The sequence below is a fragment of the Candidatus Pseudomonas phytovorans genome (assembly GCA_029202525.1).
GTDB classification, from domain to species: Bacteria; Pseudomonadota; Gammaproteobacteria; order Pseudomonadales; family Pseudomonadaceae; genus Aquipseudomonas; species Aquipseudomonas phytovorans.
In genome coordinates, this window is sequence record CP119325.1 from 3,233,035 (window position 1) to 3,256,049 (window position 23,015).

A 23,015-nucleotide genomic window follows, 5' to 3' on the forward strand; every position below is an offset into this window, starting at 1 on the left:
GCCACCGCGGTGAATGCCACCGGCTTTGCCGGTGTTCGCGGGTACGCCCGCTCCCACAGGTATTGTGAGCAAGTTTCAAGGTTTTGAATCTCAACCCTGCCAGCCACCCCCAAGCACCTTGTACAAGGTTACCCGGTTCTGCTGCTCGGCCAGTGCCAGGCTGATCAGCGTCTGCTGCGCCGAGTACAGCGAGCGCTGCGCATCCAGTACCTCAAGGAAGCTGTCCGACCCTTGCTTGTACAGCGCCAGCGACAGGTCATAGCTTTTTTCGGTGGCACTGGTCAGGCCACGCTGGGCCTCCAGACGCTCATTGATGTGCCCGCGCACGGCTAACGCATTTGCCACCTCACTGAAGGCGGTCTGCAGGGTTTTTTCATAGGTGGCCACTTCGATGTCGCGGTTGACCTTGGCCGCATCCAGGGCCGCCCGGTTGCTGCCGGCATTGAAAATCGGCAGGTTGACCGACGGCGCAAAGCTCCAGGCGCGGCTACCCCCGGCAAACAACCCGGACAGCTCGGTGCTGGCGCTGCCACCGCTGGCGGTCAGGGTAACGCTAGGGAAGAACGCCGCCCGCGCCGCGCCAATATCGGTATTGGCTGCCTTGAGCGTGTGCTCGGCGGCCAGCACATCCGGGCGCCGCTGCAACAGGCTTGAAGGCAAGCCTGCCGGCACGCCGACCAGCAGCGCTGCATCGAGGCGGGCATCTCCCGGCAACAGCTTGTCGTCCAGGCGACGCCCCACCAGCAATTCCAGTGCATTGCGGTCCTGCTCCACCTGGCTTTGGTAGCTGGCAACGTCGGCACGCGCCGACTCCACCGTGCTTAGCGCCTGCGCCAGGCTGAGGCCCGACTCGCCACCCAGCGCGTGGCTTTGCTGCACCAGATCGTGTGTTTTCTGCTGGCTGGCGTAGGTGTCCCGGGCCAGCGCCAGCAGTTGCTGGTCGGCCGCCAGGGTCATCCAGGCACTGGCCACTTCAGCCACCAGGCTGATCTGCGTGCTGCGCCGAGTCTGCTCCAGTGCCAGATAGTCTTCAAGCGCCGCGTCCTTGAGGTTGCCGAGGCGGCCGAACAGGTCCAACTCGTAGCTGCTTACCCCCAGGCCGACGCTGTACTGGCTGCTGACTGCGTTACTGCCATCGCTCACGCTGCGTTGGCGGGTGCCGTCGGCACTGGCAGAAACGGACGGCAACAGCGCTGCACGCTGGATACGGTACTGCGCGCGCTGGTACTCGACATTCAATGCCGCAACGCGCAGGTCGCGGTTGTTGGCCAAGGCTAGCGCTACGGTGTCACGCAGGCGGGCATCGACGAACAGGGCTTGCCAGGCGATGTCGGCACTGGTGCTACTGTTGGCCGTGTTATCTGGCCATTGCTCGGCCACCGGGGCAGCCGGGCGCTGATAGTCCGGGGCCAGGTTCACGCAACCGGCCAGGGCCAGCACCAACACCAAGGGAAGAGGGGACAGGCGCATCAGGCTTCTCCTGCGACAACGTCGGTGCGTGGGGCGTTGCGGCGCGCGGCCAGGCGCTGCACCAGCACATAGAACAAGGGGATGAAGAACAGGCCAAGCAGGGTGGCGGCAAGCATGCCGCCGAGCACACCGGTACCGATGGCCTGGCGCCCGCCGGCACCGGCCCCGCTGCTCAGGGCCAGCGGCAGCACGCCGAGGATGAACGCCAGCGAGGTCATCAGCACCGGGCGCAGGCGGATGCGCACGGCCTCCAGGGTGGCGGTCAGCAAGTCCTGGCCGCGTTCGTATCCTTCCTTGGCGAACTCGACGATCAGGATCGCGTTCTTTGCCGCCAGGCCCACAGTGGTCAGCAGGCCGACCTGGAAGTACACATCGTTGGCCAGGCCGCGGACCCCGGTCAGTACCAGCGCGCCAAGGATACCCACCGGTACCACCAGCATGACTGCGAACGGCACCGACCAGCTTTCGTACAGTGCCGCCAGGCACAGGAACACGAACAGAATGGAAATGGCATACAGCAACGGGGCCTGGTTGCCGGCCATGCGTTCCTGGTAGGACTGGCCGGCCCAGGCATAGCCGATGCCTTCCGGCAACTGCGCCATGATCTGCTCGACAGCCGCCATGGCCACGCCAGAGCTGACGCCACTGGCCGGTTCGCCAACCAGTTCGTAAGCACCAAAGCCGTTGAAGCGCTCCAGCAGCGGCGAGGCGGTACTCCACGAAGTGCTGGTAAACGCCGACAACGGCACCATGGCATCACTGTCGTTGCGTACGTACCAGGCGCCAATGTCCTCGGCCAGCATGCGCTTGTCGGCTTCGCCTTGCAGGTAGACTTTTTTCACCCGGCCGGCATCGACGAAGTCGTTGACGTAGCTGCCACCCATCACGGTGCTGAGGGTGGCGTTGATGTCACTGGCGGCGACACCCATGGCACCGGCCTTGCGGTCGTCGATGGCAACGTTCAGCTGTGGCGTGTCTTCCAGGCCCTGGGCACGCACATTGGCCAGGCGTGGGTCCTTGGCCGCCAGTTCGATGAACTGGTCGCGTGCTTTGAGCAGCTCGGCGTGGCCCAGGCCTGCCAGGTCCTGCAACTGCACATCAAAGCCCGAGCTCTGCCCCAGGCCCTGAATGGCCGGTGGCGCGATGACGAACACGTTGGCATCGAGGATTTTCGACAATGCCATGTTGGCCCGTTGCGCCACCGCCGCGGCGCTGTGTGCTTCGCCCTGGCGCTCGCTCCAGTCCTTCAGTTTGATGAAGCCGCGCCCCGAGTTCTGGGCGTTACCGCCATTGCCCAGGCCACGCACGGTCAGGATCGAGGCGACTTCCGGTTGCTGCAGCATGTAGTCCTGCACCTGGCTGCTCACTGCTTGCAGGCGTTCGTCGGTGCCGCCCACCGGCAGGGTCATCTGCATCATCAGCATGCCCTGGTCTTCTTCGGGCAAGAACGCCGACGGCAGTTTCTGGAACATCAGCGCCACACCGCACAGCACCAGGGCGTACACCAGCAGGCCACGCAGCGGCCGTGCCAGTACCTTGCCGACAGCCTGCTGGTAACGCCGGGAGGTGCGCTCAAAGTGGCGGTTGAACCAGCCGAAGAAACCGTGACGCGGTTCGCTGTGGGCTGACACAGGCTTGAGCAGTGTCGCGCACAGGGCCGGGGTGAGGGACATGGCCACCAGTACCGACAGCGTCATGGCTGCCACCAGCGTGATTGAGAACTGCCGGTAGATCACCCCGGTGGAGCCGCCAAAAAATGCCATGGGCACGAAGACCGCCGACAGCACCACGGCAATGCCGACCAGCGCGCCGCTGATCTCGCCCATCGACTGGCGCGTCGCCTCGCGCGGTTGCAGGCCTTTTTCAGCCATGATGCGTTCGACGTTCTCCACCACCACGATGGCATCGTCCACCAGCAAGCCGATGGCCAGCACCATTCCGAACATGGTCAGGGTGTTGATCGAGTAACCCAGCAAGGCCAGCACACCGAAGATACCCAGCAACACCACCGGTACGGCAATGGCCGGGATCAGCGTGGCGCGCAGGTTTTGCATGAACAGGTACATGATCAGTACCACCAGGGCGATGGCCTCGAACAGCGTCTTGACCACCTCCTCGATGGAGATCTTCACGAACGGCGCGGTGTTGTAGGCGACTTCGCTGCGCAGTTGCAGCTTGGCGGGGAAGAACTGTTCCAGCTCGGCGAGCTTGGCTTGAACCGCTTCAGACACGTCCAGCGCATTGGCACCTGTGGCCAGGCTCACCGCCAGGCCGCCCGAGGGCCGGCCGTTGTGTTCGGCGACCACGTCATAACTTTCGCTGCCGAGCTCCACCCGGGCCACGTCCGCCAGGGTCACCACTGCGCCAGCGCTGTTGTGCTTGAGCACCAGGTCGCGGAACTGCGCAGCGGTCTGCAATTTGCTGCGGGCATTGATGGTGGCGTTGAGCTGCTGGCCGGCGCGGGCCGGCAGGGCGCCCAGTTGGCCGGCGGAGGTATCGACGTTCTGTGCCTCCAGCGCGCTGCTCACATCCGATGGCATCAGTGCGTACTGCTTGAGCTTGTCCGGGTCGAGCCAGATGCGCATGGCGTAGCTCGACCCCAACGTGGTCACCTGGCCGACGCCGCTGACCCGGCTGATCTGGTCGTACAGGGTGCTGGAGATGAAATCGCTGATATCGGTGGCGCTGACATCGGGGTTGTCCGACACCAGCGAGAGGATGATCAGGAAGTCGCTGGCCGAGTTGTGAATCTCGATGCCTTGCTGCTGCACGGCCTCGGGCAGCCGCGCCTTGGCCTGCTCCAGCTTGGTCTGTACCAGCATTTGCGCAGTGTTGATGTCGGTACCGGCCTCGAAAGTGAGGGTGATCGAGGCACTGCCCGCCGAGCTGCTGCTGGACGACATGTAGGTGAGGCCGTCGAGGCCGGTCATCTGCTGCTCGATGACCTGAGTCACCGAGTCTTCCATGGTCTTGGCCGAGGCGCCGGTGTAGGTGGCGCTGAGGCTGATCTGCGGCGGGGCAATGTTGGGGTACTGCGCCAGCGGCAGCTGGAAGATGGCAAGGCCGCCGCCCAGCATCACCAGGATGGCGATGACCCAGGCGAAGATCGGCCGGTCGATGAAGAAACGTGCCATGTCATTCGCCTCGGTTGTTGTCGTTGCGGGCAGTCAGGGCGTTGTCCTGCACCTGGACCTGTTGCCCGACGCGAATCTTTTGCAGGCCCTGAACGATCAACTGGTCGCCAGCGACCAGGCCCTGGCTGACCCACCAGTGGTTGCCCACCGCGCGGGCCAGGGTCAACTCGCGCTGTTGCACCTTGCCGTCGACCACCACCAAGGCGGAGGCTTCGCCACGCTCGTCACGGCTCACGGCTTGCTGTGGCACCAGAATGGCGTCCGCCTGCACGCCTTCCTGTACGGTGGCCTTGAGGTACATGCCCGGCATCAGCACGCCGTCGGGGTTTGGTACCACGGCGCGGAAGGTCACGCTGCCGGTGCTTTCATCCACGCTCACGCCGTTGAAGGTGAGGGTGCCAGCGTGGATGTAGGCGCTGCCGTCTTCCAGTTCCAGGCTGATCCGTGTGGCGTCTTGCTGCGTGCCGGGGGCCAGTTTGCCTTCGGCCAGCTCGCGTTTCAGGCGCAGCAGGGTGCTGCTGGGCTGGGTGAAATCGACGTAGATCGGGTCCAGTTGCTGCACCGTGGTCAGCGCCGTGGTCTGCTCGGCGGTAACCAGCGCGCCGGGGGTGACCGAGGAGGTGGCGGTACGGCCCTCGATCGGGGCGTTGATGCGGGTGTAGTCGAGGTTGATACGCGCAGTGCGCTGCGCGGCCTGAGCCGATTGCAGGCTGGCGCGGGCCTGGAGCAGGGCGGCCTGGGCACTTTCGTTGTCTTCGGCGCTGATGGCGTCGATCTTCACCAGTTGTGCATCGCGCCTGGCCTTCAGCTCGGCGGCCTTGAGCGTGGCGCGGGCCGAGCTGACGGTGGCCTCGGCCTGGGCCAACGCGGCCTGATACGGCTGTGGGTCGATCTGGTACAGCGCCTGGCCAGCCTTGACCGTGTCGCCTTCGTTGAACAGGCGCTTCTGGATGATGCCGCCTACTTGCGGGCGGATTTCAGCAATCAGGTGGGCGCTGGCGCGGCCGGGCAAGGTCGTGGTCAGGGCCTGGGCGGCGGTGGTCACTTCGTACACGGCTACTGCTTGCACGGGCGGCGCTGCGTCAGCGGTTTCTTCCTCGCGGCAACCGCCGATGAGCAACAGGCCGGCGCTCAGCAACAGGGCGCGCGTCAGGGGCGAACGGGCGAACATCAGGGAGTGGAATAAAGTAGGCATCGCAGGCTCCGAGCCAAAGGATTTCGATGGCTCCAGCGTGCGCGGCAAATGTGCAGGCAATGTGCAGAAAGCATGGAGATTGCCCTGCATGCCTTGCAGCACCAGGGCCTGCGCGCTTCAATACGGGCTATTCCAACGTGCCGGCGGTGCCATGAGAGTCAGCCTTTCGCGCAAGTTCTTCCTCGCCATGCTCGCGGTGTGCGCGTTTGCCGTCCTGGGCATGGTGTTTGCCGCCTACCTGAGCCTGAAATACGGCTTTCTCGGCTACCTCAACCAGCAAGCCGAGGAGCGCATGGAGCGCATCGTGCCTCGGGTCGAGCAAGCCTATGCGCGCCATGGCAATTGGGACTTCATCCGCCAGGACAAGGAGCAGTGGTTCGAGCTGCTGCGCCCGGAAGATGTGCTGCCCAATGCCCGTTTCGACCCCAGCCTGTTGACCGTTTCCGACCTGACCGGCGCGTTTGTGCGTTTTGCCCTGCTCGACGTACAACGCCAGCCGATCATTGGCTATCAGGGGGCCCCGGCCGACATGCTGTTACGCCCTGTCCGCCATCAAGGCCAGGTGGTTGGCTGGATGGCGTTGGCTCCCTTGCAGTCGGTCGCCAGCGTTGGCGACCAGCGCTTCCAGCTCAACCAGCTGCGCTCCAGCCTGCTGATCGGTCTGGCCTGTTTGCTGGCCACGGCAGTCATCGCCTGGTGGCTGAGCCGCGCCTTGCTGCGGCCCATCCGCGAGGTGGCCAGCGCCACCCATCGTCTGGCAGCAGGCGATTACGCCATCCAGTTGCCGGTGCGCTCGGCAGACGAAGCCGGGCAACTCGCCGGTGACTTCAACCGCATGGCCGCCACGCTGGCCAGCAACGAGCGCCTGCGCCGCGATTTCATGGCGGACATTTCCCATGAACTGCGCACCCCTCTGGCGGTGATGCGAGCGGAGCTTGAAGCGATGGAAGATGGTATTCGCCCGCTCGACGGCAATGCCTTGCGTTCATTGCTGGGGGAGGTTGGGGCGCTGAGCAAGCTGGTCGACGACCTGTCCGATTTGTCGCTGGCGGAGGTCGGCGGCCCCACGTATCGCCGCGAACGTATCAACCTGTGCGTATTGTTGCCGGTGATGGCCGAAGCCTTTCAGGCCAGCTTTGCCGAGCGCGGCCTGGCATTACAGCTGGAGTTGCCTGGGCAGCCGTTGTGGGTGATGGGCGACGAGTCGCGCCTTGGGCAGTTGTTGCACAATTTGCTGGAGAACAGCCGTCGCTATACCGATGCGGGTGGCCATACGGTATTGCGTGCATTCCAGGAGGGTGACCAGGTGCTGGTGCAATGTGAAGACACAGCCCCCGGGGTGGACAGCGCGTCGTTGGCGCGCCTGTTCGAGCGCTTCTACCGCGTGGAGCGCTCGCGTAACCGCGCCAGTGGCGGCACCGGGCTGGGCCTGGCAATCTGCCGCGGTATCGCGGAAGTACACGGCGGCCGGTTGACCGCCAAGGCCTCCGCAATGGGCGGGCTGCTGCTGGCGCTGGCCCTGCCGGTTGCAGGAGATGAAGCATGAGCCGGATTTTGCTGGTTGAAGACGAGCCCAAGCTCGCCGCACTGGTGGGCGATTATCTGCGTGCGGGTGGTTACAGCGTCGAGCACCTGGCTGACGGCCTGGCGGTGATGCCGGCCATTCGCCAGGGCCAGTACGACCTGATGCTGCTCGACCTGATGCTGCCGGGTCGTGACGGCCTGGACATCTGTCGTGAGTTACGCGGTTTCAGCCGGCTGCCGCTGATCATGATGACCGCGCGCGTGGATGAGATCGACCGGTTGTTGGGCCTGGAGCTGGGTGCCGACGACTACATCTGCAAGCCGTTCTCGCCGCGTGAGTTGGTGGCGCGGGTCAAGGCGGTGCTACGCCGCAGTGGCGAACTGCCTGGCAACCTGGGCCTGGAGCTGGATGCCCGGGCATTCCAGGCCCGCTACCGGGGCGTCGCACTGGAGCTCACGCCAGTGGAGTTCCGCATGCTGGCGGCGCTGGCGGTGCGCCCGGGGCAGGTGCTGTCGCGGGACCAGTTGATGAACCACATCTACCAGGACCATCGGGTAGTGGCCGACCGTACCGTGGACAGCCATGTGAAGAACCTGCGGCGCAAGCTGACCGCGATCACCCCGGGGCATGACCCGGTCCGCTCGGTGTATGGGGTGGGCTACAGCCTGGAGTTCGAGTGATGGGTCATTGGGGCCGCTGCGATGGGCTGCGCAGCAGCCCCAGGTTCAAAGGATTAACCCGATCAGTTGCCGGTCACTTCCGCCTCTGCTGGCGTCACTTTCACTGAAGTCTTCTTCTCCTGCACCACGATATAGAACTCCTCGCCATGCTTCACGGCCCCATACAACACGGCTTTTTCAATCAGTTCGTTGCCGCGCAGGTGGCGCAGCATCATCGGGTCTTTGCGCAAGTCGCGGTACAGCGCCAGGCACAGCAGCACCATCACCACCACAAAAGGCAGGGCCACGACGATGGTCAGGTTTTGCAGCCCGGTCAGCGCTTCGCCCGGGTCACGCGGGTCGCCAATCGCCAGCATGATCGCCGCCACCGTCCCGGTGAGCGCGCCCCAGAAAATCACCGTGCGCCGCGATGGCGTGGTGGTGCCGTGTTCCGACAGCGTGCCCATCACCAGTGATGCGGCGTCGGCACCGGAGACGAAGAAGATACCCACCAGGATCATCACTAATACCGAGGAGGCCGATGCCAGCGGGTAGCTGTCCAGCAGTTGGTACAGCGCGTGGTTGCTGTTGACTGCACCGTTGGTCAACTGCAAGGCGCCTTCGCGCAGGGCATCGATGGATGCACCGCCGAAAATGGTGAACCACACCAGGCTGACCAGGCTCGGCACCAGCAGCACCCCGGTGACGAACTGGCGGATCGTGCGGCCGCGGCTGATGCGGGCGATGAACATGCCCACGAACGGTGTCCAGGAAATCCACCACGCCCAGTAGAACACGGTCCAGCCGGCCAGCCAGCTGTTCATCTGATCGCCGCCGCTGGCGTTGGTGCGGGCCATCATTTCCGGCAGCATCTTGATGTAGATGCCGATCGAGGTCGGCAGCAGGTTGAGCATGAGCAGGGTAGGGCCGACCATGAACACGAACACCGCCAGCACCAGTGCCAGCACCATGTTGGTGTTGGACAGCCACTGGATGCCCTTGCCGACGCCTGACACCGCCGAGGTGACGAAGGCGATGGTCAGCAGGGTGATGATGGCGATGTAGAACAGTTTGCCGGGGTTTTCGACCCAGCCGTTGTACTCCAGCCCGCCGGCAATCTGCAGCGCACCCAGGCCCAGCGAGGCCGCCGAGCCGAACAGCGTGGCGAAGATCGCCATCATGTCGATGATTCGGCCGAGCGGGCCGTTGGCGTGCTTGCCGATCAACGGCCGGAAGGCGGCGGATATCAGCTGCGAGCGGCCGCGGCGGTAGGTGCCGTAGGCAATCACCAGGCCGACGATGGCGTACATGGCCCATGGGTGCAGCGTCCAGTGGAACAGGGTGGTGGCCATGGCCACCTGCATCGCTTCACTCGTTTGCCCGGTGGCCGAACCGGGTGGCGGCGTCACATAGTGCGACAGCGGCTCGGCAACGCCGAAAAACATCAGGCCGATGCCCATGCCGGCGCTGAACATCATGGCCACCCAGGACACCGTGCGGAATTCTGGCTGTTCGCCATCACGGCCCAACGGCACCCGGCCATAACGGCTGGCGGCCAGCCACAGCACGAATACCACGAACAGTGTGGAGGTGAGCACGAAGAACCAGCCAAAGTTGAGAATCACCCAGGATTGCGCGCTGGAGGCGCTACTGGCAAGGCTGGCCTGGTTGAGGAGGCCCCAGAGGACGAACGCGATGGCCAGGAGGCTGGTGAAACCGAAGACGATCCAGTCGAGCTTGCCCTCGAAATGCCGGTCCTGGCGGGCTTCTGCGGTTTTCGAGGGGTCTGTCACGCCAAGGTCGAGTGTTTCGGTGATGTGTTCCTTTGCCATGAATGATGAGGCCCTTTGTGGTTTACCTGCACGCGCAGGCTTGTTGTTGTGTGGGCTACCGAGTTCGATGACGGCCTCGGCGGGAGAATACCGGCCGATTATCCTGTGCCCGAATCCGCTGATCCTGTCCCGTAAACGTCCTGGGGCGTCCATTGCGCGACCTGCCAAATACTTTTAGTTCTGGGGGCGATGGCCCTTTCTGCCTCGCGTTCTGGTACCCTGTCGGCATTACCCTGGCCTGCACATTTGAGTACCGTAGAAGCGCTGCTGCTTGTGGGCCAGGCCGCACCAGGAAACGGAGATTCGTCAATGGCCACTGACCGTGTGAGCCTGATTCATTTCGATAAATTGAGCATGAGCCCTGCCGCTGCCGATCGGTTCCAGAAAGCCCTCGACGCGCTGGCAGCGCTCAAGCTGCAGGACCGTTACGTGTACCTCATCGCTCCTTATCTGGGTGATATCGCCGACGCCTCCGACGCTGAGCAACTGGACACCGCCCTGGGCCAGTGCATTCGTGTGGTCGACGAACTGCTGGCGGCCCGGTCGGTCAGCAAAGCCAAGGCTGAAGAAGTACGCCAGGTGTTCCAGGGCGCTGCCGAACGTGCACGGGCAGCAATGCCTGGCTGAGTGGTGGCATGGCCAAAGACATCGATAACCCCTGCGTCTCGTTATGTCAGCTCAACAGCGAGCTGTGCGTGAGCTGTGGCCGCAGCCGTGACGAAATTCGCAAATGGCGGGGCATGAAGCGCCCGGAAAAGATGGCCACCGTGCAGCGCGCCGCGACGCGGATGAAAGCGATCGCCAAGAAGGTAGCCAAGCGGCAGAATGCTGACTGAACCTGCGTGCCTTGCACGCGGCTTATCCTGATTTGCCTGACGAGCCTGAAAATGGATTCTCACTCGCTGTTTGCGTTTACCCTGGTCGCCGCCATCGCGATCGCCAGCCCCGGTCCTGCCACCCTGATGGCCATCAACAACAGCCTTGCCCACGGCCAGCGCAGCGCGATCTGGTCGTCGCTGGGCAATGGCTCGGGGCTGTTCTGCCTTTCAGCTGCGGCCATGCTTGGGCTGGGCGCGTTGCTGGCCAGTTCCGAAGTATTGTTCAATGGCGTGAAGATCCTTGGGGCAGGTTACCTGTTCTACCTCGGGGCGCGGCAGTTGCTGAAAAAGAGCCCGATGCTGGAGCAGGGCGCAGCAGAGGGGGCTGCCAAGGTACGCCCTACACCGCTGAAGTTGTACAAATCGGCGTTCCTCACGGCGGTTACCAACCCCAAGGCGACCATGTTCTTCACTGCGCTGTTCCCGCAGTTCATCGACCAAGGGGCGGCGTTGTTGCCGCAGTTCCTCACCCTGACCGGGATCTTCGTGGGTTTGTCGCTGGCTTCGCTGAGCCTGTACGCGGCACTGGCAGCGCGAGCCAAGGGTGTGTTGACCCGGCCGTCGATGTCACGCTGGGTGAGCCGCGTGGTAGGGACCACCTTCATCGGCTTTGGCGCGGCGATCCTGGCAATGCGCCGACAAGGGGCCTGAGTGGCGCTGCGATCGGCAAAGTTTTTTGTTGGCCGATGAAAGGCCGCCCCACCAGCAACTCATAGTCCAGACTGTCTACAGCACGCGCAGATGAATGCTGCGGTCAAGCACAGGATGTGGCAGCCTTTGGCCACCACGCCGGGTCGCCGGATGTTACATGTGCCGAGGGTTGTAGATGATCGAGCGTTGCTTGCGCCAAGCCTTGCTGCTGTTGCCTTGCCTGCTGCTGCCCCTGGCGGCCGCAGCGGATGAGCCTTGCCGACGGCTAACGGCTACCGGTAACCCTGAATACCCCCCTTACCTGTGGCGCGACCCGCAGAACCCTCAGCGACTGATCGGTGCCAACGCCGACCTGCTCAAATACCTGGGCAAGCAACTGGGGCTTGAAATCGAGGTGGTCTACGGTGGGCCCTGGTCGCGTGCCCAGGAAGAAGTGCGCACAGGCCGGATCGACCTGCTGGCCGGGTACTTCATTACCCAGGCCCGACAACAACAGATGGACTTTGTCGCCCCGCCGTTCCTGCGCACCCCGAGCGTGGTCTGGGTGCGGCAGGACAATGCCTTTGCCTACCGCCAATGGTCAGACCTGAAAGGTCGCAAGGGCGGGACACTGGTCAACAACAGCCATGGCCAGCAGTTCGACGATTACGCCAAAGCCAATCTCACGCTCGAAGCGGTGCCCGGTGCCAGGCAGGCCTTCGAGAAACTCATGCACAAGCGCAGCGACTATGTGGTGTACGAGCAGTACCCCGGCATGGCGCTGGCACGTACATTGGGCATTGCAGGCACCGTGCAGGTGCTGGAACCACCGGTTTCCAGCGAAGGATTGTACGTGGCGCTGTCGCACGATTCGCACTGCAATCAGCCGCAATTGCGTGAGGCGCTGGCGCGAGAAATGGAAAAAATCGTGGCTGGCCCGCTACCGCAGCAGTTGTTGCAGCAGAACCTGGAACGTTGGCAGTGACCCAGCTCACCGGCTACAAGGCGTGTGTCAACTGTTCGGCTTCCTTGGCCCGGCTTACGTTGACCGCACCGGGCAGGGTGACGTTGTTTTTTGCCGCGAGGATTTCGGCCATGACACTGACGGCGATCTCGGGATCGCACAGCGAAACACTGAAGCCATTGAACAGGGCCATGGTGGCGGTATGCCCACGCAACTTGGCCACCGCCTGTGCATCCACGGCGCCGCCATGGTTCCCCCAGGCGGATTCAGCAGGTTGGTCAGGCGCGGGTTGTCGCGCAGCAGGTGCAGGCGCAGTTCGAACGGGTCTTTGCCGCCCTTGTCGGCCAGTTCATCAAGGAACGATTCATAGCACAGGGGTGCGACCGCTCGTCTGGTGGTGCGGGCAGGTTCAGAGGATCAGGCAAGCAATCCCCTGGAATGCGCAAGCGATGAGGTAAACAGGACTTCGGCCGCGAAAACCCGGATAATGCCGGCCAATTTCGTTTTGCACGCTTAAATCACGGTAAACCCGCATGGAAATCAAGGTCAATTTTCTCGACAATCTCCGTCTCGAAGCCAAGTTCGACGACTTCACGGTGATCGCCGATCAACCGATCCGCTACAAAGGTGATGGTTCGGCCCCAGGCCCGTTCGACTATTTCCTGGCGTCTTCGGCCTTGTGCGCGGCTTACTTTGTAAAGCTGTACTGCCAGGCCCGCGACATTCCCACCGAGAACATCCGCCTGTCGCAGAACAACATCGTCGACCCGGAAAATCGCTACAACCAGATCTTCAAGATTCAGGTCGAACTGCCCGAGGACATTTCCGAGAAGGATCGCCAGGGCATTCTGCGCTCCATCGACCGCTGCACCGTTAAGAAGGTAGTGCAGACCGGCCCCGAGTTCGTGATCGAAGTGGTCGACAACCTCGATGCCGACGCCCAGGGCCTGCTGATGCCGGTGGCTGACAGCAGCACCTACATCCCCGGCAAAGACCTGCCGCTGGAGCAGACCATCGCCAACATGTCGGGCATCCTTGCCGGGCTGGGGATGAAGATCGAGATCGCTTCGTGGCGCAACATCGTGCCCAACGTATGGTCGCTGCACGTGCGCGATGCGCAGTCGCCGATGTGCTTCACCAATGGCAAAGGCGCGACCAAGGAAGCGGCGCTGGCCTCGGCGCTGGGCGAGTTCATCGAACGCCTGAATTGCAACTTCTTCTACAACGACCAGTTCTGGGGCGAGGAGCTGGCCAACGCGCCGTTCGTGCACTACCCGAACGAGCAGTGGTTCAAGCCTGGCCCGCGCGACGCGCTGCCGGCCGAGATCCTCGACGAGCATTGCCTGGAAATCTACAACCCGGACGGTGAATTGCGTGGTTCGCACCTGTACGACACCAACTCGGGCAATACCGCGCGCGGTATCTGCTCGCTGCCGTTCGTGCGCCAGTCCGACCAGCAGGTGGTGTATTTCCCGTCCAACCTGATCGAAAACCTGTTCCTCAGCAATGGCATGAGCGCTGGCAACACCTTGGCCGAGGCGCAGGTGCAATGCCTGTCGGAAATCTTCGAGCGCGCCGTGAAGCGCGAAATCCTCGAAGGCGAGCTGTGCCTACCGGATGTGCCGCAAGATGTGTTGGCCAAATACCCGGCCATTGTCGCCGGCATTCAGGGGCTGGAAGAGCAGGGCTTCCCGGTGCTGGTCAAGGATGCCTCGCTGGGCGGCGAGTTCCCGGTCATGTGCGTCACCTTGATGAACCCGCGCACCGGTGGCGTGTTCGCCTCGTTCGGCGCCCACCCGAGCCTTGAAGTGGCGCTGGAGCGCAGCCTTACCGAGCTGCTGCAGGGCCGCAGCTTCGAAGGCCTGAACGACCTGCCGCAGCCGACCTTCGAAAGCCATGCGCTGACCGAGCCGAACAACTTCGTCGAGCACTTCATCGACTCCAGCGGCGTGGTGTCGTGGCGCTTCTTCGGCGCCAAGGCCGACTTCGAGTTCGTCGAGTGGGACTTCTCCGGCCACGGCGAGGATTCCAATGTTCAGGAGGCCGCCACCCTGTTCGGCATTCTCGAAGACCTGGACAAGGAAGTGTACATGGCCGTGTACGACAACCTGGGCGCGACGGCCTGCCGCATCCTGGTGCCAGGCTACTCGGAAATCTACCCGGTCGAGGACCTGATCTGGGACAACACCAACCGCGCCTTGTCGTTCCGTGCCGATATCCTCAACCTGCACAGCCTGGAAAGCCGCCCCCTCAAGCTGCTGCTCAAGCGCCTGGATAACTGCGATGTCGATGACTACACCACCATCACCACGCTGATTGGCGTGGAGTTCGACGAGAACACGGTGTGGGGCCAGTTGACCATTCTGGAGCTCAAGCTGCTGATCTGCCTGGCAGTGCAGCGCTTCGAGGAAGCCAAGGAACTGGTCGAGGCGTTCCTGCAGTTCAACGACAATACCGTCGAGCGCGGCCTGTTCTACCAGGCGCTGAACGTGGTGCTGGAAGTGCAGTTGGATGACGAACTGGAGATGGACGACTACGAAGCCAACTTCCGCCGCATGTTCGGCAATGCGCGCATGGACGCAGTGTTGGGTTCGGTGGACGGCAGCGTGCGCTTCCATGGCCTGACCCCGACCAGCATGAAGCTCGAAGGCCTTGATCGCCACCTGCGCCTGATCGACAGCTACAAGAAGCTGCACGCGGCCCGGGCCAAGTTCGCTTGAGAGCACGATCTCGAGCAGGGCTTGTAGCGCTGCTCGATACCTAAGCGTTTGCGCAATCCCTGTGGGAGCGGGCTTGCCCGCGAACACCGGCGCAGCCGGTGCCATATCAACTGGACCCCGAGTGTCAGTTCTTGCACTTGGCCATCACGACTTGGCAAGTTCGGGGCGTGCCTCCCGAGCGGCTGGCATAGCGTATGCAATTATTCATGGACTTCTGACGGGCAATGCTCAGTGTATCGCCCCAGGCCAGGCCACCTTCGCCGGTCGTGGGCACGGCTTTGGCGAAGCAATTGGACCCTGTGGCAGGCGTGACGTAGCGAGCCTTGGCAGATTTGCCGGAGCAGCCTGCGATGAGCACCAGGCAGAGGGCGAGCAGGGTTGCCAGCGCCCAGGACGCTTGTGGGCGAATCGGTTGTCTGCTCATGGTTGTCTCCTTGTTGGCAGTGGGACGCAACAGCCTCAGGCAAAGGATTGCACCGGCTTTGCCGGTGTTCGCGGCGGTTCGACGCCTCGATGAACCCACACACACAAAGATTGCGCCAGCCGCTGCATCCAATGCCTTGCAGGATATTTCATTCCAGCGAAACGGTGAACTATCGCGTCGCGAAGGGGCTCCTTTGCTAGGCGCACCCTGCGCTCAGCTGATGGCGCACGTCCATCAGCCCCTTGGGTCACTGAATGAAAAGGAGGCACCGTGACCGCCACTGACCAAACCCTCTACCGCTGTACGCCCAGCCCGCTTCACGCCCTGCTGCTGGCGGGCAGTGTGCCGTTGTTCCTTGGCGCACTGCTGAGCGACATCGCCTACTTCAACAGTTACCAGATCCAGTGGAGCAACTTCGCCGCCTGGCTGATCGCCGGTGCCTTGGTGTTCTGCGGGCTGGCACTGTTGTTCGCGCTGGCCAACCTGGTCCGCGCCGAGCGCAAGGGCGGGCGCGCTACCCTGTACTTCGTGCTGCTGCTGGTAACCTGGGTGCTTGGGCTGGTCAATGCTTTCGAGCACGCCAAGGATGCCTGGGCGGTGATGCCGTCCGGGCTGGTGTTGTCGGTGATCGTGACCGTGCTCGCGGTTGTGGCGGCATGGACCGGCTTGAGCAACCTGCGTTCGGGAGGTGCGGCATGAAGCCTTTGCATGCATTGAGCCTGTTGAGCCTGTCACTGCTGCTGAGCGCCTGCGGTGGCGACGGCGAGCCGACCCAGGCCCATGGCCCGGACCCTAAACTGCCAGAGCCACAGCGTGGGTTACTGCCAAGCATGAAGATTGCGCAGCCGGTTGCCTGGGGCGAGCAGAAGCCGAACGTGCCGGAGGGCTTCAGCGTCACGGCCATTGCTACTGGCCTGAAGATTCCGCGGCAGAGCCTGGTGCTGCCCAATGGCGATATTCTGGTGGCCGAGGGCAGGGGTGGCAGCGCGGCCAAGCTCAAGCCCAAGGATGTGATCGCCAGCCAGATCAAGGCCAAGGGCAATACGCAGGTCAAGGGTGGCAACCGCCTGACCCTGTTGCGCGATGCCGACGGCGATGGCACCTACGAGGTGCAGACCGTGTTCGCAGAAAACCTCAACGCACCGTATGGCCTGGCCTATGCCAACGGCAAGCTGTATGTGGCCAACCAGGATGCGCTGGTGCGCTTCGACTATAAAGACGGCCAGACGCAGGCCGACGGCCCGCCCTCCAAGGTCACCGACCTCCCGGCCGAGATCAACCACCACTGGACCAAGGCGCTGGCGGTCAGCCCGGATGGTCGCTATCTGTATGTGGGAATCGGCTCGAACAGCAACATTACCGAGCGCGGCCTGGAGGTGGAAGCCGATCGGGCCATGGTCTGGCAGGTTGACGCAGAAACCGGCGCGCACCGGCCCTACGCCACCGGCTTGCGCAACCCGACGGCATTGACCATTCAGCCGCAGAGCGGGCAGTTGTGGGCGGTGGTCAACGAGCGGGATGAGCTGGGCCCTGACCTGGTGCCGGACTACCTCACTTCGGTCCGCGAAAGCGGTTTCTATGGTTGGCCCTACAGCTACTGGGGTCAGAACGTGGATGACCGGGTGCGGCCGCAGAACCCGGACAAGGTGGCGGCGGCGATCAAACCGGATTACAGCCTGGGTTCGCATGTGGCTGCTTTGGGTGTCGACTTCTCGATCCCGGCCATGGGCGAGGGCTTTGCCGACGGTGTGTTCGTGGGTGAGCACGGCAGCTGGAACCGGCCCGACCCCGTGGGCTACAAGGTGATTTTCGTGCCGTTCAGCAATGGCCGGCCGGCCGGTGAGCCCGTCGACTTTGCCACGGGCTTTCGCGGTGAGGATGGCAAGACCCGTGGGCGACCGGTGGGGGTAACCGTGGACCCGCGGGGCGCGTTGATCATTGCCGATGACCTGGCCAATACGGTGTGGCGGGTGACGCGTAACCGTTGAGCAGTAGCGTGGCAAGTTGGGAGCAACTACCACCCGATGGGGGCAGTTGCTCCTACAAAGTCCCTGCGCCGGTGGGCAACGGCTATGCTTGTGGGCGCGTGAACATTTCGCGCTCCTATCCGGTCTTGATCACATGGAAGCAGGCCTATGAACCCGATTCGCTCTCTCACTCGTGCTGTTGCCCTGGCCACGTTGGCATCTGCTGCCAGCTTCACGGTGCATGCTGCCGATATTCCGATTGCCAGTGAGGCACTGGAAAGCCATGTCACCACGCAGGTGACCGCCATCGACCTGGCAAACCGCCAGGTCACGGTGAAAGGCCCGGATAACAAGAGGGAGGTGACGTTCCAGCTCACCGAAGAGGCCAAGGCACTGCCTAACCTCAAGGTCGGTGACCAGGTCGACATCTACGTGACGCGTTCCGTGGCCTATGTGCTCAACACCGATGTGGGCGGGGCACCGAAGGCCAGCGAGGAGTCCGGCACCATACGCGCCACGGCGCAAAACCCCAACCCGGGCGGCGAGGCATTCCGCCAGGTGCGGGTCACCTCGCAGATCAATAAGATCGACCTCGATAAGCATGAAGTGAGCCTGCTGCCACCTGAGGGCAAGTTGCAGGTGGTCCAGGTCGAAAACCCGGACTTGCAGGCGCGCATGAAGAATCTCAAGGTCGGTCAGACGGTCGATGCGATCTTTACCGAAGTGCTACGCGTCGAAACCTCACGCTGACGCCCTCTCTATCGGGGCAGGCTGCGGGTTGCCCGGGTGTGGATCCGCCGTGAGGCCTTGCACGACGGCGGATACCGCTCGAAGAGCTGGATAACCCAATCGGGCCGGGTCTTGCTGGCGTCGTTGAGCCAGTTGGCAACCGAGTCCTGAGCGTACTTGTCGGCTTCGGCCAGGCGGGGCACCAGCATGGGCTCGGCCACTTCCGGTGCTTGCTTGAGGGTGCCGATGTGCTCGCACCACACACCACGGGGGCGCAGCACCTCGATGCAGAAGCGCCGTACCAGCGGGTCGGTATCGGCGGCATGCTGACCGAGCAGGGCAAGGCCGTGCTCCAGCTCGCAGCTCAGGCGCGGCCGCAACGCCATCCAGGCCCATTCGCGTACGCCGAAATGCTCATCGCGGGCGAAACGCAACTGAGCCAGTAGGGCGGCCTCGAGCCCCTGGGTGCGCGACAGGTGAGCCTGGGCGAAGCTCGCCCAGCTGCGCACCGTATCGGAAGTGTGTGAACTGCAATCCTCGAGGACTTGTTCGCGCAACGGCGAAGGGGTTTGTTCCAGCCACTGTCCCAAGTTTTGTCCGATGGCTGCGACTTTCTTCGACAGGCCCAGTGCCCGGGTGTCTCTGGCACATGCAGTCAACGTTTCGATCAGCGCGGCAGGCAGTTGGCCTGCCAAGGCGCCGAGCAGGATGATTGGGTCTACAGCCAGGCACTCGGCGAGGTTGCGGGTTGCCAACTGCCCGTGATCGATCTGGGTTTTGCGTTCATCTGGCATCGAATGTGCTCCATCACATACGGTTTGGTGTGGTTTCGGTCGGGACCGTGCTGAAGCGAGTCAGGGCGCCGCGACCGGACAGCATCCTAGCCCAGTCGGCAGCCTATGTATGTATGGTATCCACGCTGCGAATAGTGTTGGTGCACACTTTCAATTTCCATAGATAGCGGGAATTTAAGGATGATGGCCTCATCACTTTAGGGGATGAGGTTTGCCATGTTCAGTAAAGCCCTGTGTGTTATGGCACTTCCGTTTGCCTTGGCGTTGCTTGCCGGGGCAGTGCTTCCGTTTCAGGCCGCAAGTAACGCCGCCGTCGGCCGGGCGCTGGGGCACTGGTTGTGGGGTGCGGCCACGTCGTTGACGGTGAGCTCGCTGGTGGTGATCGCCGCCCTGTTGATCCTTCGTGTGCCTGCGCCGGACATAGGCAAGGCCCTGCAAGGGCCTTGGTGGTTGTGGGTCGGGGGAGTGTTGGGGGCAATGTATGTGGCCGGTGCTGCGGCGCTCATCCCTAAACTGGGCGCGGCAGGGTTTCTGGTGCTGGTGGTGGCGGGGCAGATCATTACGGCAGTGCTCGCCGACCACTTTGGGGTGATGGGCCTGAGTGGCAAGCCGCTCAACCTGGCCCGGCTGGCGGGGGTGGCGTTGATCCTGTGTGGCGTGCTGTTGGTGCAGGGCACCTGGGGGACGGCGTCACCGGCCGGCGCAACGGCAGTTGCGAAACAGTCAGAAGGCTGATCAGCGCCCCGGTTGGCTACAGGCCCACACGGTTTCGCGCAGCCAGCGATGCCCTGGGTCGCTTTCCTTGCGGCTGTGCCAGGCCTGTTGGTAGTCGAACGTGGGGATTGTCAGCGGCGGTTCGAACTGACGTAACGCCTTGTGCTGGTGCAGCGTGCCCACGGCGCGGCTGGCCACCGTCAGGATCAGGTCGGTACCGGCCAAAACCTCGACCGCCGCGCTCCAGTGCGGCAAGGCCAGGGCGATTCGGCGGCGTAGCCCTTTGGCGGCCAGCGCACGTTCGATCTCATCGAAGGCATCCGGGCGCATGGCCATCAACACATGCGGCCGTGCCAGCCATTCCTGCAGTGGCAGGCCACCGCTGGCAGGCAGCACCTGGCGATCGGCAATGCTGATGAAATGGTCGGCAAACAGAGGTTGGGCGATGATGTCCTCGGGCAGTTCGGGAAACAGGCCCAGTGCCAGGTCCAACTCGCCATCGAACAGTTGGGCCAGCATGGTTTCGCGGCTGGCCTGGCTGATAGCCAGGTCTACCCCGGGTGCTACTTCGCGCAAGTGGCGCATCAGGGGCGGCAGAATAATGCGCGAGGAGTAGTCGGACAGCGACAGCCGGAAACGGCGCTGGGCCCTGGCTGGCTCGAACTGGGGGGTGGCCAGCAGGCCGTTGAGATTGCTCAGGGCATCCTGCAACGGTTTTACCAGCGATTGGGCACGGGCGGTGAGTGCCATGCCGCCAGCCTGGCGTACCAGCAAGGGGTCGTCGAAGTGTTTGCGCAGCTGTGCCAATGCATGGCTCACCGCCGGTTGGCTGCGATGCAGGCGCAGGGCGGCACGGGTCACGTGCTTTTCACTGAGCAGGGCGTGCAGGGCGAGCAGCAGGTTCAGGTCGATCTTGCGCAGTTCATCCATGGGGTGAATGGCCTTGGTCATTGTGAGCGGCTGATATCAGCTTATCAAATGCTTGAGCCTTCCACGCTCCAACGACCGCGTCGGGTGTTGGGGGTATACTCCCCGTCCGTTTTACTGTTATCCGAGTACTTCGATGGGTCTTTCTACAGCTGCCACACCTGAACCGCGTCGCCTGGGCGCCCCCTTGATCGCCATGGCCCTGCTGCTGGCAGGCGCCTGGTTTCTCAACCTGAATGCCGGCTTAAAGCAGGTGTTGCTGCTGCTGGTCGGCGCGGCGCTTGGCCTGACGCTTTACCACGCGGCCTTCGGCTTCACCTCTGCCTGGCGGGTGTTCATCAACGAGCGCCGTGGCGCAGGCTTGCGGGCGCAAATGGTCATGTTGACCCTGGCGGTGCTGCTGTTCTTCCCGGCCCTGGCAGCAGGCACGCTGTTCGGCAACCCGGTCACCGGGCTGGTGGCCCCTGCGGGTGTGTCGGTGGTATTTGGCGCGTTCATCTTCGGCATCGGCATGCAACTGGGCGGCGGCTGCGCTTCGGGCACGCTGTTCACCGTTGGCGGTGGGAACGCGCGCATGCTGGTGACACTGCTGTTCTTCATCATTGGTTCGGTGACCGCCACCCATCATGCCGATTGGTGGTTTGCCTTGCCGTCGTTCCCGGCAACCTCGATCGTGCAAGCCTGGGGTGTAGGGCCGGCGCTACTGGTGAGCCTGGCAGTGTTCGGGCTGATTGCCTGGGCCACCGTGGTGCTGGAAAAGCGCCGGCACGGCGGGCTGGAAGTGCCGATTGGCAGCGAGCACCAGGGCCTGCGTCGCTTCCTGCGTGGCCCTTGGCCGTTGCTGTGGGGCGCGATCGCCCTGGCATTGCTCAACTACGCGACCCTGGCGCTGGCCGGGCGGCCGTGGGGCATTACTTCGGCCTTCGCCTTGTGGGGTGCCAAAACCCTTAACGGCCTTGGCGTGGATGTTGGCAGCTGGGTGTTCTGGCAGGCGCCGGCCAATGCCAAGGCTCTGGCCTCACCGCTGTGGCAAGACATCACCACGGTGATGGACCTGGGCATTGTGCTGGGTGCATTGCTGGCAGCTGGCTTGGCAGGACGCTTTGCGCCAAGCCTGAAAATCCCGCTGCCGTCGCTGGTTGCTGCAGTCATCGGCGGCCTGCTGTTGGGCTACGGTTCGCGCCTGGCCTATGGCTGCAATATTGGCGCGTATTTCAGTGGCATTGCCTCGGGCAGCGTACATGGCTGGCTGTGGCTGGTGGCGGCGTATGCCGGCAACCTGATCGGCGTGCGCCTGCGCCCGCTGTTTTTCGCCGGTGAGCGGCGCCCTGCGGCGCTGACGGGCTGCTGAAGTACTGAGCAGCATTGCTGCAAGGGGTGCAGAAATCATCTGCACCTCGCCCGATTGTTCAAATTTTCCTGCCCGATTAGCCTGACTCGAACCCCCATCCAACAGGATTCGATCATGGCTACCCGTATCACCCTGAATTGCACCGGCAGTGCCGATGTCATGCAGCCTGAACACGTACAGGCGCAACCCCCAGGGCCCGGCCAGGTCTGGCTGGAGCAGACGGCCATGGGCGTGAATCCGCTGGACCTGTTGCAGCGCAAAGGCGGTGCGCCCTTGACTTTGCCTTCGGGCCTGGGGCTGGAAGGCGCAGGCAGGGTCACTGCCGTCGGTGATGGGGTGCACAACGTGCAGGTGGGCGACCGGGTCGCTTATGCCATGGGGCCGGTCGGTGCCTACGCCAGCGGCCGATTGTTCCCCGCCGAGCGGCTGGTCAAGCTGCCAGCGAATCTGGGTGACGAGGCCGCCGCAGCGGTGCTGTTCAAAGGCATTACGGCGCAGTACCTGCTGAAAACCACCTACCCTGTGGGCCCGGGTACGCAGGTGCTGCTGTACGGTGCTGCAGGCGCATTAGGCCAACTCATGGCGCCTTGGGCGCGACATCTCGGTGCGACGGTGATTGGCGTGGTATCGCGGCCGCAGAGTGTGGCCAGGGCGCAGGCAGCGGGCTGCCACCATGTATTGGTGTTCGACGCGGCAACGCTGGCCAGTGAAGTGCGCAAGTTGACTCAGGGGCAGGGCGTGGACGTGGTCTATGACTGTGTCGGCAAGGTCTCGCTGGAAGCTTCGCTGGACAGCCTGCGGGTACGTGGCCTGCTGGTGTCGTTCGGGGGCACTTCCGGCGCGCCGGCGGCGATCGAGGTCGCCACGCTCAATGCCAAGGGCTCGCTGTACCTGACCCGGCCGTCGCTGGCGGCACATACGCGAACGGTTGACGAGTACCAACAGCGCGCCGCTGATGTGCTGGCAGCTGTCGGCGAGGGTATCATCCAGCCTCGGGTCTGGCGTCGCTACCCGCTGGCCGAAGTGGCCAGGGCCCACGGGGACCTGGAGCAAGGGCTGTCGGAGGGCGCGCTGGTCCTTACCGTCTGATGCCTGAATCTGC

General features: G+C 63.5%; 21 protein-coding genes. 13 read left to right on the forward strand and 8 right to left on the reverse strand.

From position 1 onward, the window contains the following. Positions 1–90 precede the first annotated feature (90 nt). Genes P0Y58_14475 through P0Y58_14485 form a run of 3 tightly spaced genes read right to left on the reverse strand, consistent with a single transcriptional unit; the run spans position 91 to position 5,799 of the window. Positions 91–1,470 carry an efflux transporter outer membrane subunit gene (locus P0Y58_14475; GenBank protein WEK28115.1) on the reverse strand — a complete coding sequence of 460 codons (1,380 nt, stop codon included), beginning with the start codon at positions 1,468–1,470 and terminating at the stop codon, positions 91–93. Beyond that, positions 1,470–4,604, reverse strand: a complete 3,135-nt coding sequence (locus P0Y58_14480) for an efflux RND transporter permease subunit (GenBank protein WEK28116.1) — start codon at positions 4,602–4,604, stop codon at positions 1,470–1,472. The genes P0Y58_14475 and P0Y58_14480 overlap by 1 nt, the downstream gene beginning before the upstream one ends. Before the next feature lies 1 nt (position 4,605). Next, on the reverse strand, positions 4,606–5,799 hold the full coding sequence (locus tag P0Y58_14485) for an efflux RND transporter periplasmic adaptor subunit (GenBank protein WEK28117.1): 1,194 nt from the start codon (positions 5,797–5,799) through the stop codon (positions 4,606–4,608). Positions 5,800–5,950: 151 nt separating this feature from the next. Between P0Y58_14485 and P0Y58_14490 the strand changes: the two genes are divergently transcribed. Together P0Y58_14490 and P0Y58_14495 are read left to right on the forward strand one after the other, a co-directional pair. Further along, positions 5,951–7,345, forward strand: a complete 1,395-nt coding sequence (locus tag P0Y58_14490; GenBank protein WEK28118.1) for an ATP-binding protein — start codon at positions 5,951–5,953, stop codon at positions 7,343–7,345. Next, entirely contained in the window at positions 7,342–8,004 is a 663-nt protein-coding gene (locus P0Y58_14495; protein ID WEK28119.1) for a response regulator, read from the forward strand. The genes P0Y58_14490 and P0Y58_14495 overlap by 4 nt, the downstream gene beginning before the upstream one ends. 62 nt (positions 8,005–8,066) lie before the next feature. Here the strand turns inward: P0Y58_14495 and P0Y58_14500 are convergent, their stop codons facing one another. Then, complete coding sequence (locus P0Y58_14500) at positions 8,067–9,815, reverse strand: BCCT family transporter (GenBank protein ID WEK28120.1); 1,749 nt, start codon at positions 9,813–9,815, stop codon at positions 8,067–8,069. Positions 9,816–10,124: 309 nt separating this feature from the next. Between P0Y58_14500 and P0Y58_14505 the strand changes: the two genes are divergently transcribed. The 4 genes from P0Y58_14505 to P0Y58_14520 all read left to right on the forward strand — a co-directional run bounded on the left by P0Y58_14505 (position 10,125) and on the right by P0Y58_14520 (position 12,308). Then, entirely contained in the window at positions 10,125–10,442 is a 318-nt protein-coding gene (locus tag P0Y58_14505; GenBank protein ID WEK28121.1) for a hypothetical protein, read from the forward strand. 8 nt (positions 10,443–10,450) lie between these two features. Next, complete coding sequence (locus P0Y58_14510; GenBank protein WEK28122.1) at positions 10,451–10,651, forward strand: DUF1289 domain-containing protein; 201 nt, start codon at positions 10,451–10,453, stop codon at positions 10,649–10,651. Positions 10,652–10,702: 51 nt separating this feature from the next. Beyond that, entirely contained in the window at positions 10,703–11,344 is a 642-nt protein-coding gene (locus tag P0Y58_14515) for a LysE family translocator (protein ID WEK28123.1), read from the forward strand. A gap of 175 nt (positions 11,345–11,519) precedes the next feature. Then, complete coding sequence (locus P0Y58_14520) at positions 11,520–12,308, forward strand: transporter substrate-binding domain-containing protein (GenBank protein ID WEK28124.1); 789 nt, start codon at positions 11,520–11,522, stop codon at positions 12,306–12,308. A 13-nt stretch (positions 12,309–12,321) separates the two neighbouring features. Here the strand turns inward: P0Y58_14520 and P0Y58_14525 are convergent, their stop codons facing one another. Beyond that, positions 12,322–12,525: a hypothetical protein gene (locus P0Y58_14525; protein ID WEK33406.1), complete on the reverse strand. Its 204-nt coding sequence runs from the start codon at positions 12,523–12,525 to the stop codon at positions 12,322–12,324. A gap of 295 nt (positions 12,526–12,820) precedes the next feature. On the opposite strand from P0Y58_14525, the gene P0Y58_14530 reads away from it, so the two are divergent. Next, on the forward strand, positions 12,821–15,007 hold the full coding sequence (locus P0Y58_14530) for an OsmC domain/YcaO domain-containing protein (GenBank protein ID WEK28125.1): 2,187 nt from the start codon (positions 12,821–12,823) through the stop codon (positions 15,005–15,007). A 124-nt stretch (positions 15,008–15,131) separates the two neighbouring features. Here the strand turns inward: P0Y58_14530 and P0Y58_14535 are convergent, their stop codons facing one another. Continuing rightward, positions 15,132–15,431, reverse strand: a complete 300-nt coding sequence (locus P0Y58_14535) for a hypothetical protein (protein ID WEK28126.1) — start codon at positions 15,429–15,431, stop codon at positions 15,132–15,134. A gap of 270 nt (positions 15,432–15,701) precedes the next feature. Between P0Y58_14535 and P0Y58_14540 the strand changes: the two genes are divergently transcribed. The 3 genes from P0Y58_14540 (at position 15,702) to P0Y58_14550 (ending at position 18,148) form a co-directional block, all read left to right on the forward strand. Beyond that, entirely contained in the window at positions 15,702–16,130 is a 429-nt protein-coding gene (locus P0Y58_14540) for a hypothetical protein (protein WEK28127.1), read from the forward strand. Continuing rightward, positions 16,127–17,419, forward strand: a complete 1,293-nt coding sequence (locus P0Y58_14545; protein ID WEK28128.1) for a sorbosone dehydrogenase family protein — start codon at positions 16,127–16,129, stop codon at positions 17,417–17,419. Before P0Y58_14540 ends, P0Y58_14545 begins: the two co-directional genes overlap by 4 nt. Positions 17,420–17,566: 147 nt before the next feature. Next, positions 17,567–18,148: a hypothetical protein gene (locus P0Y58_14550; protein ID WEK28129.1), complete on the forward strand. Its 582-nt coding sequence runs from the start codon at positions 17,567–17,569 to the stop codon at positions 18,146–18,148. Between the two features lie 8 nt (positions 18,149–18,156). Here the strand turns inward: P0Y58_14550 and P0Y58_14555 are convergent, their stop codons facing one another. Beyond that, positions 18,157–18,921, reverse strand: a complete 765-nt coding sequence (locus P0Y58_14555) for a hypothetical protein (GenBank protein WEK28130.1) — start codon at positions 18,919–18,921, stop codon at positions 18,157–18,159. A 216-nt stretch (positions 18,922–19,137) separates the two neighbouring features. On the opposite strand from P0Y58_14555, the gene P0Y58_14560 reads away from it, so the two are divergent. Beyond that, positions 19,138–19,656 carry a DMT family transporter gene (locus P0Y58_14560; protein ID WEK28131.1) on the forward strand — a complete coding sequence of 173 codons (519 nt, stop codon included), beginning with the start codon at positions 19,138–19,140 and terminating at the stop codon, positions 19,654–19,656. Here P0Y58_14560 and P0Y58_14565 read toward each other — a convergent pair whose 3' ends face one another. After that, on the reverse strand, positions 19,657–20,565 hold the full coding sequence (locus P0Y58_14565) for a LysR family transcriptional regulator (GenBank protein ID WEK33336.1): 909 nt from the start codon (positions 20,563–20,565) through the stop codon (positions 19,657–19,659). A gap of 133 nt (positions 20,566–20,698) precedes the next feature. On the opposite strand from P0Y58_14565, the gene P0Y58_14570 reads away from it, so the two are divergent. Together P0Y58_14570 and P0Y58_14575 are read left to right on the forward strand one after the other, a co-directional pair. Further along, on the forward strand, positions 20,699–21,913 hold the full coding sequence (locus P0Y58_14570) for a YeeE/YedE family protein (protein ID WEK28132.1): 1,215 nt from the start codon (positions 20,699–20,701) through the stop codon (positions 21,911–21,913). 114 nt (positions 21,914–22,027) lie between these two features. After that, positions 22,028–23,002 carry a quinone oxidoreductase gene (locus P0Y58_14575; protein WEK28133.1) on the forward strand — a complete coding sequence of 325 codons (975 nt, stop codon included), beginning with the start codon at positions 22,028–22,030 and terminating at the stop codon, positions 23,000–23,002. Positions 23,003–23,015 lie beyond the last annotated feature (13 nt).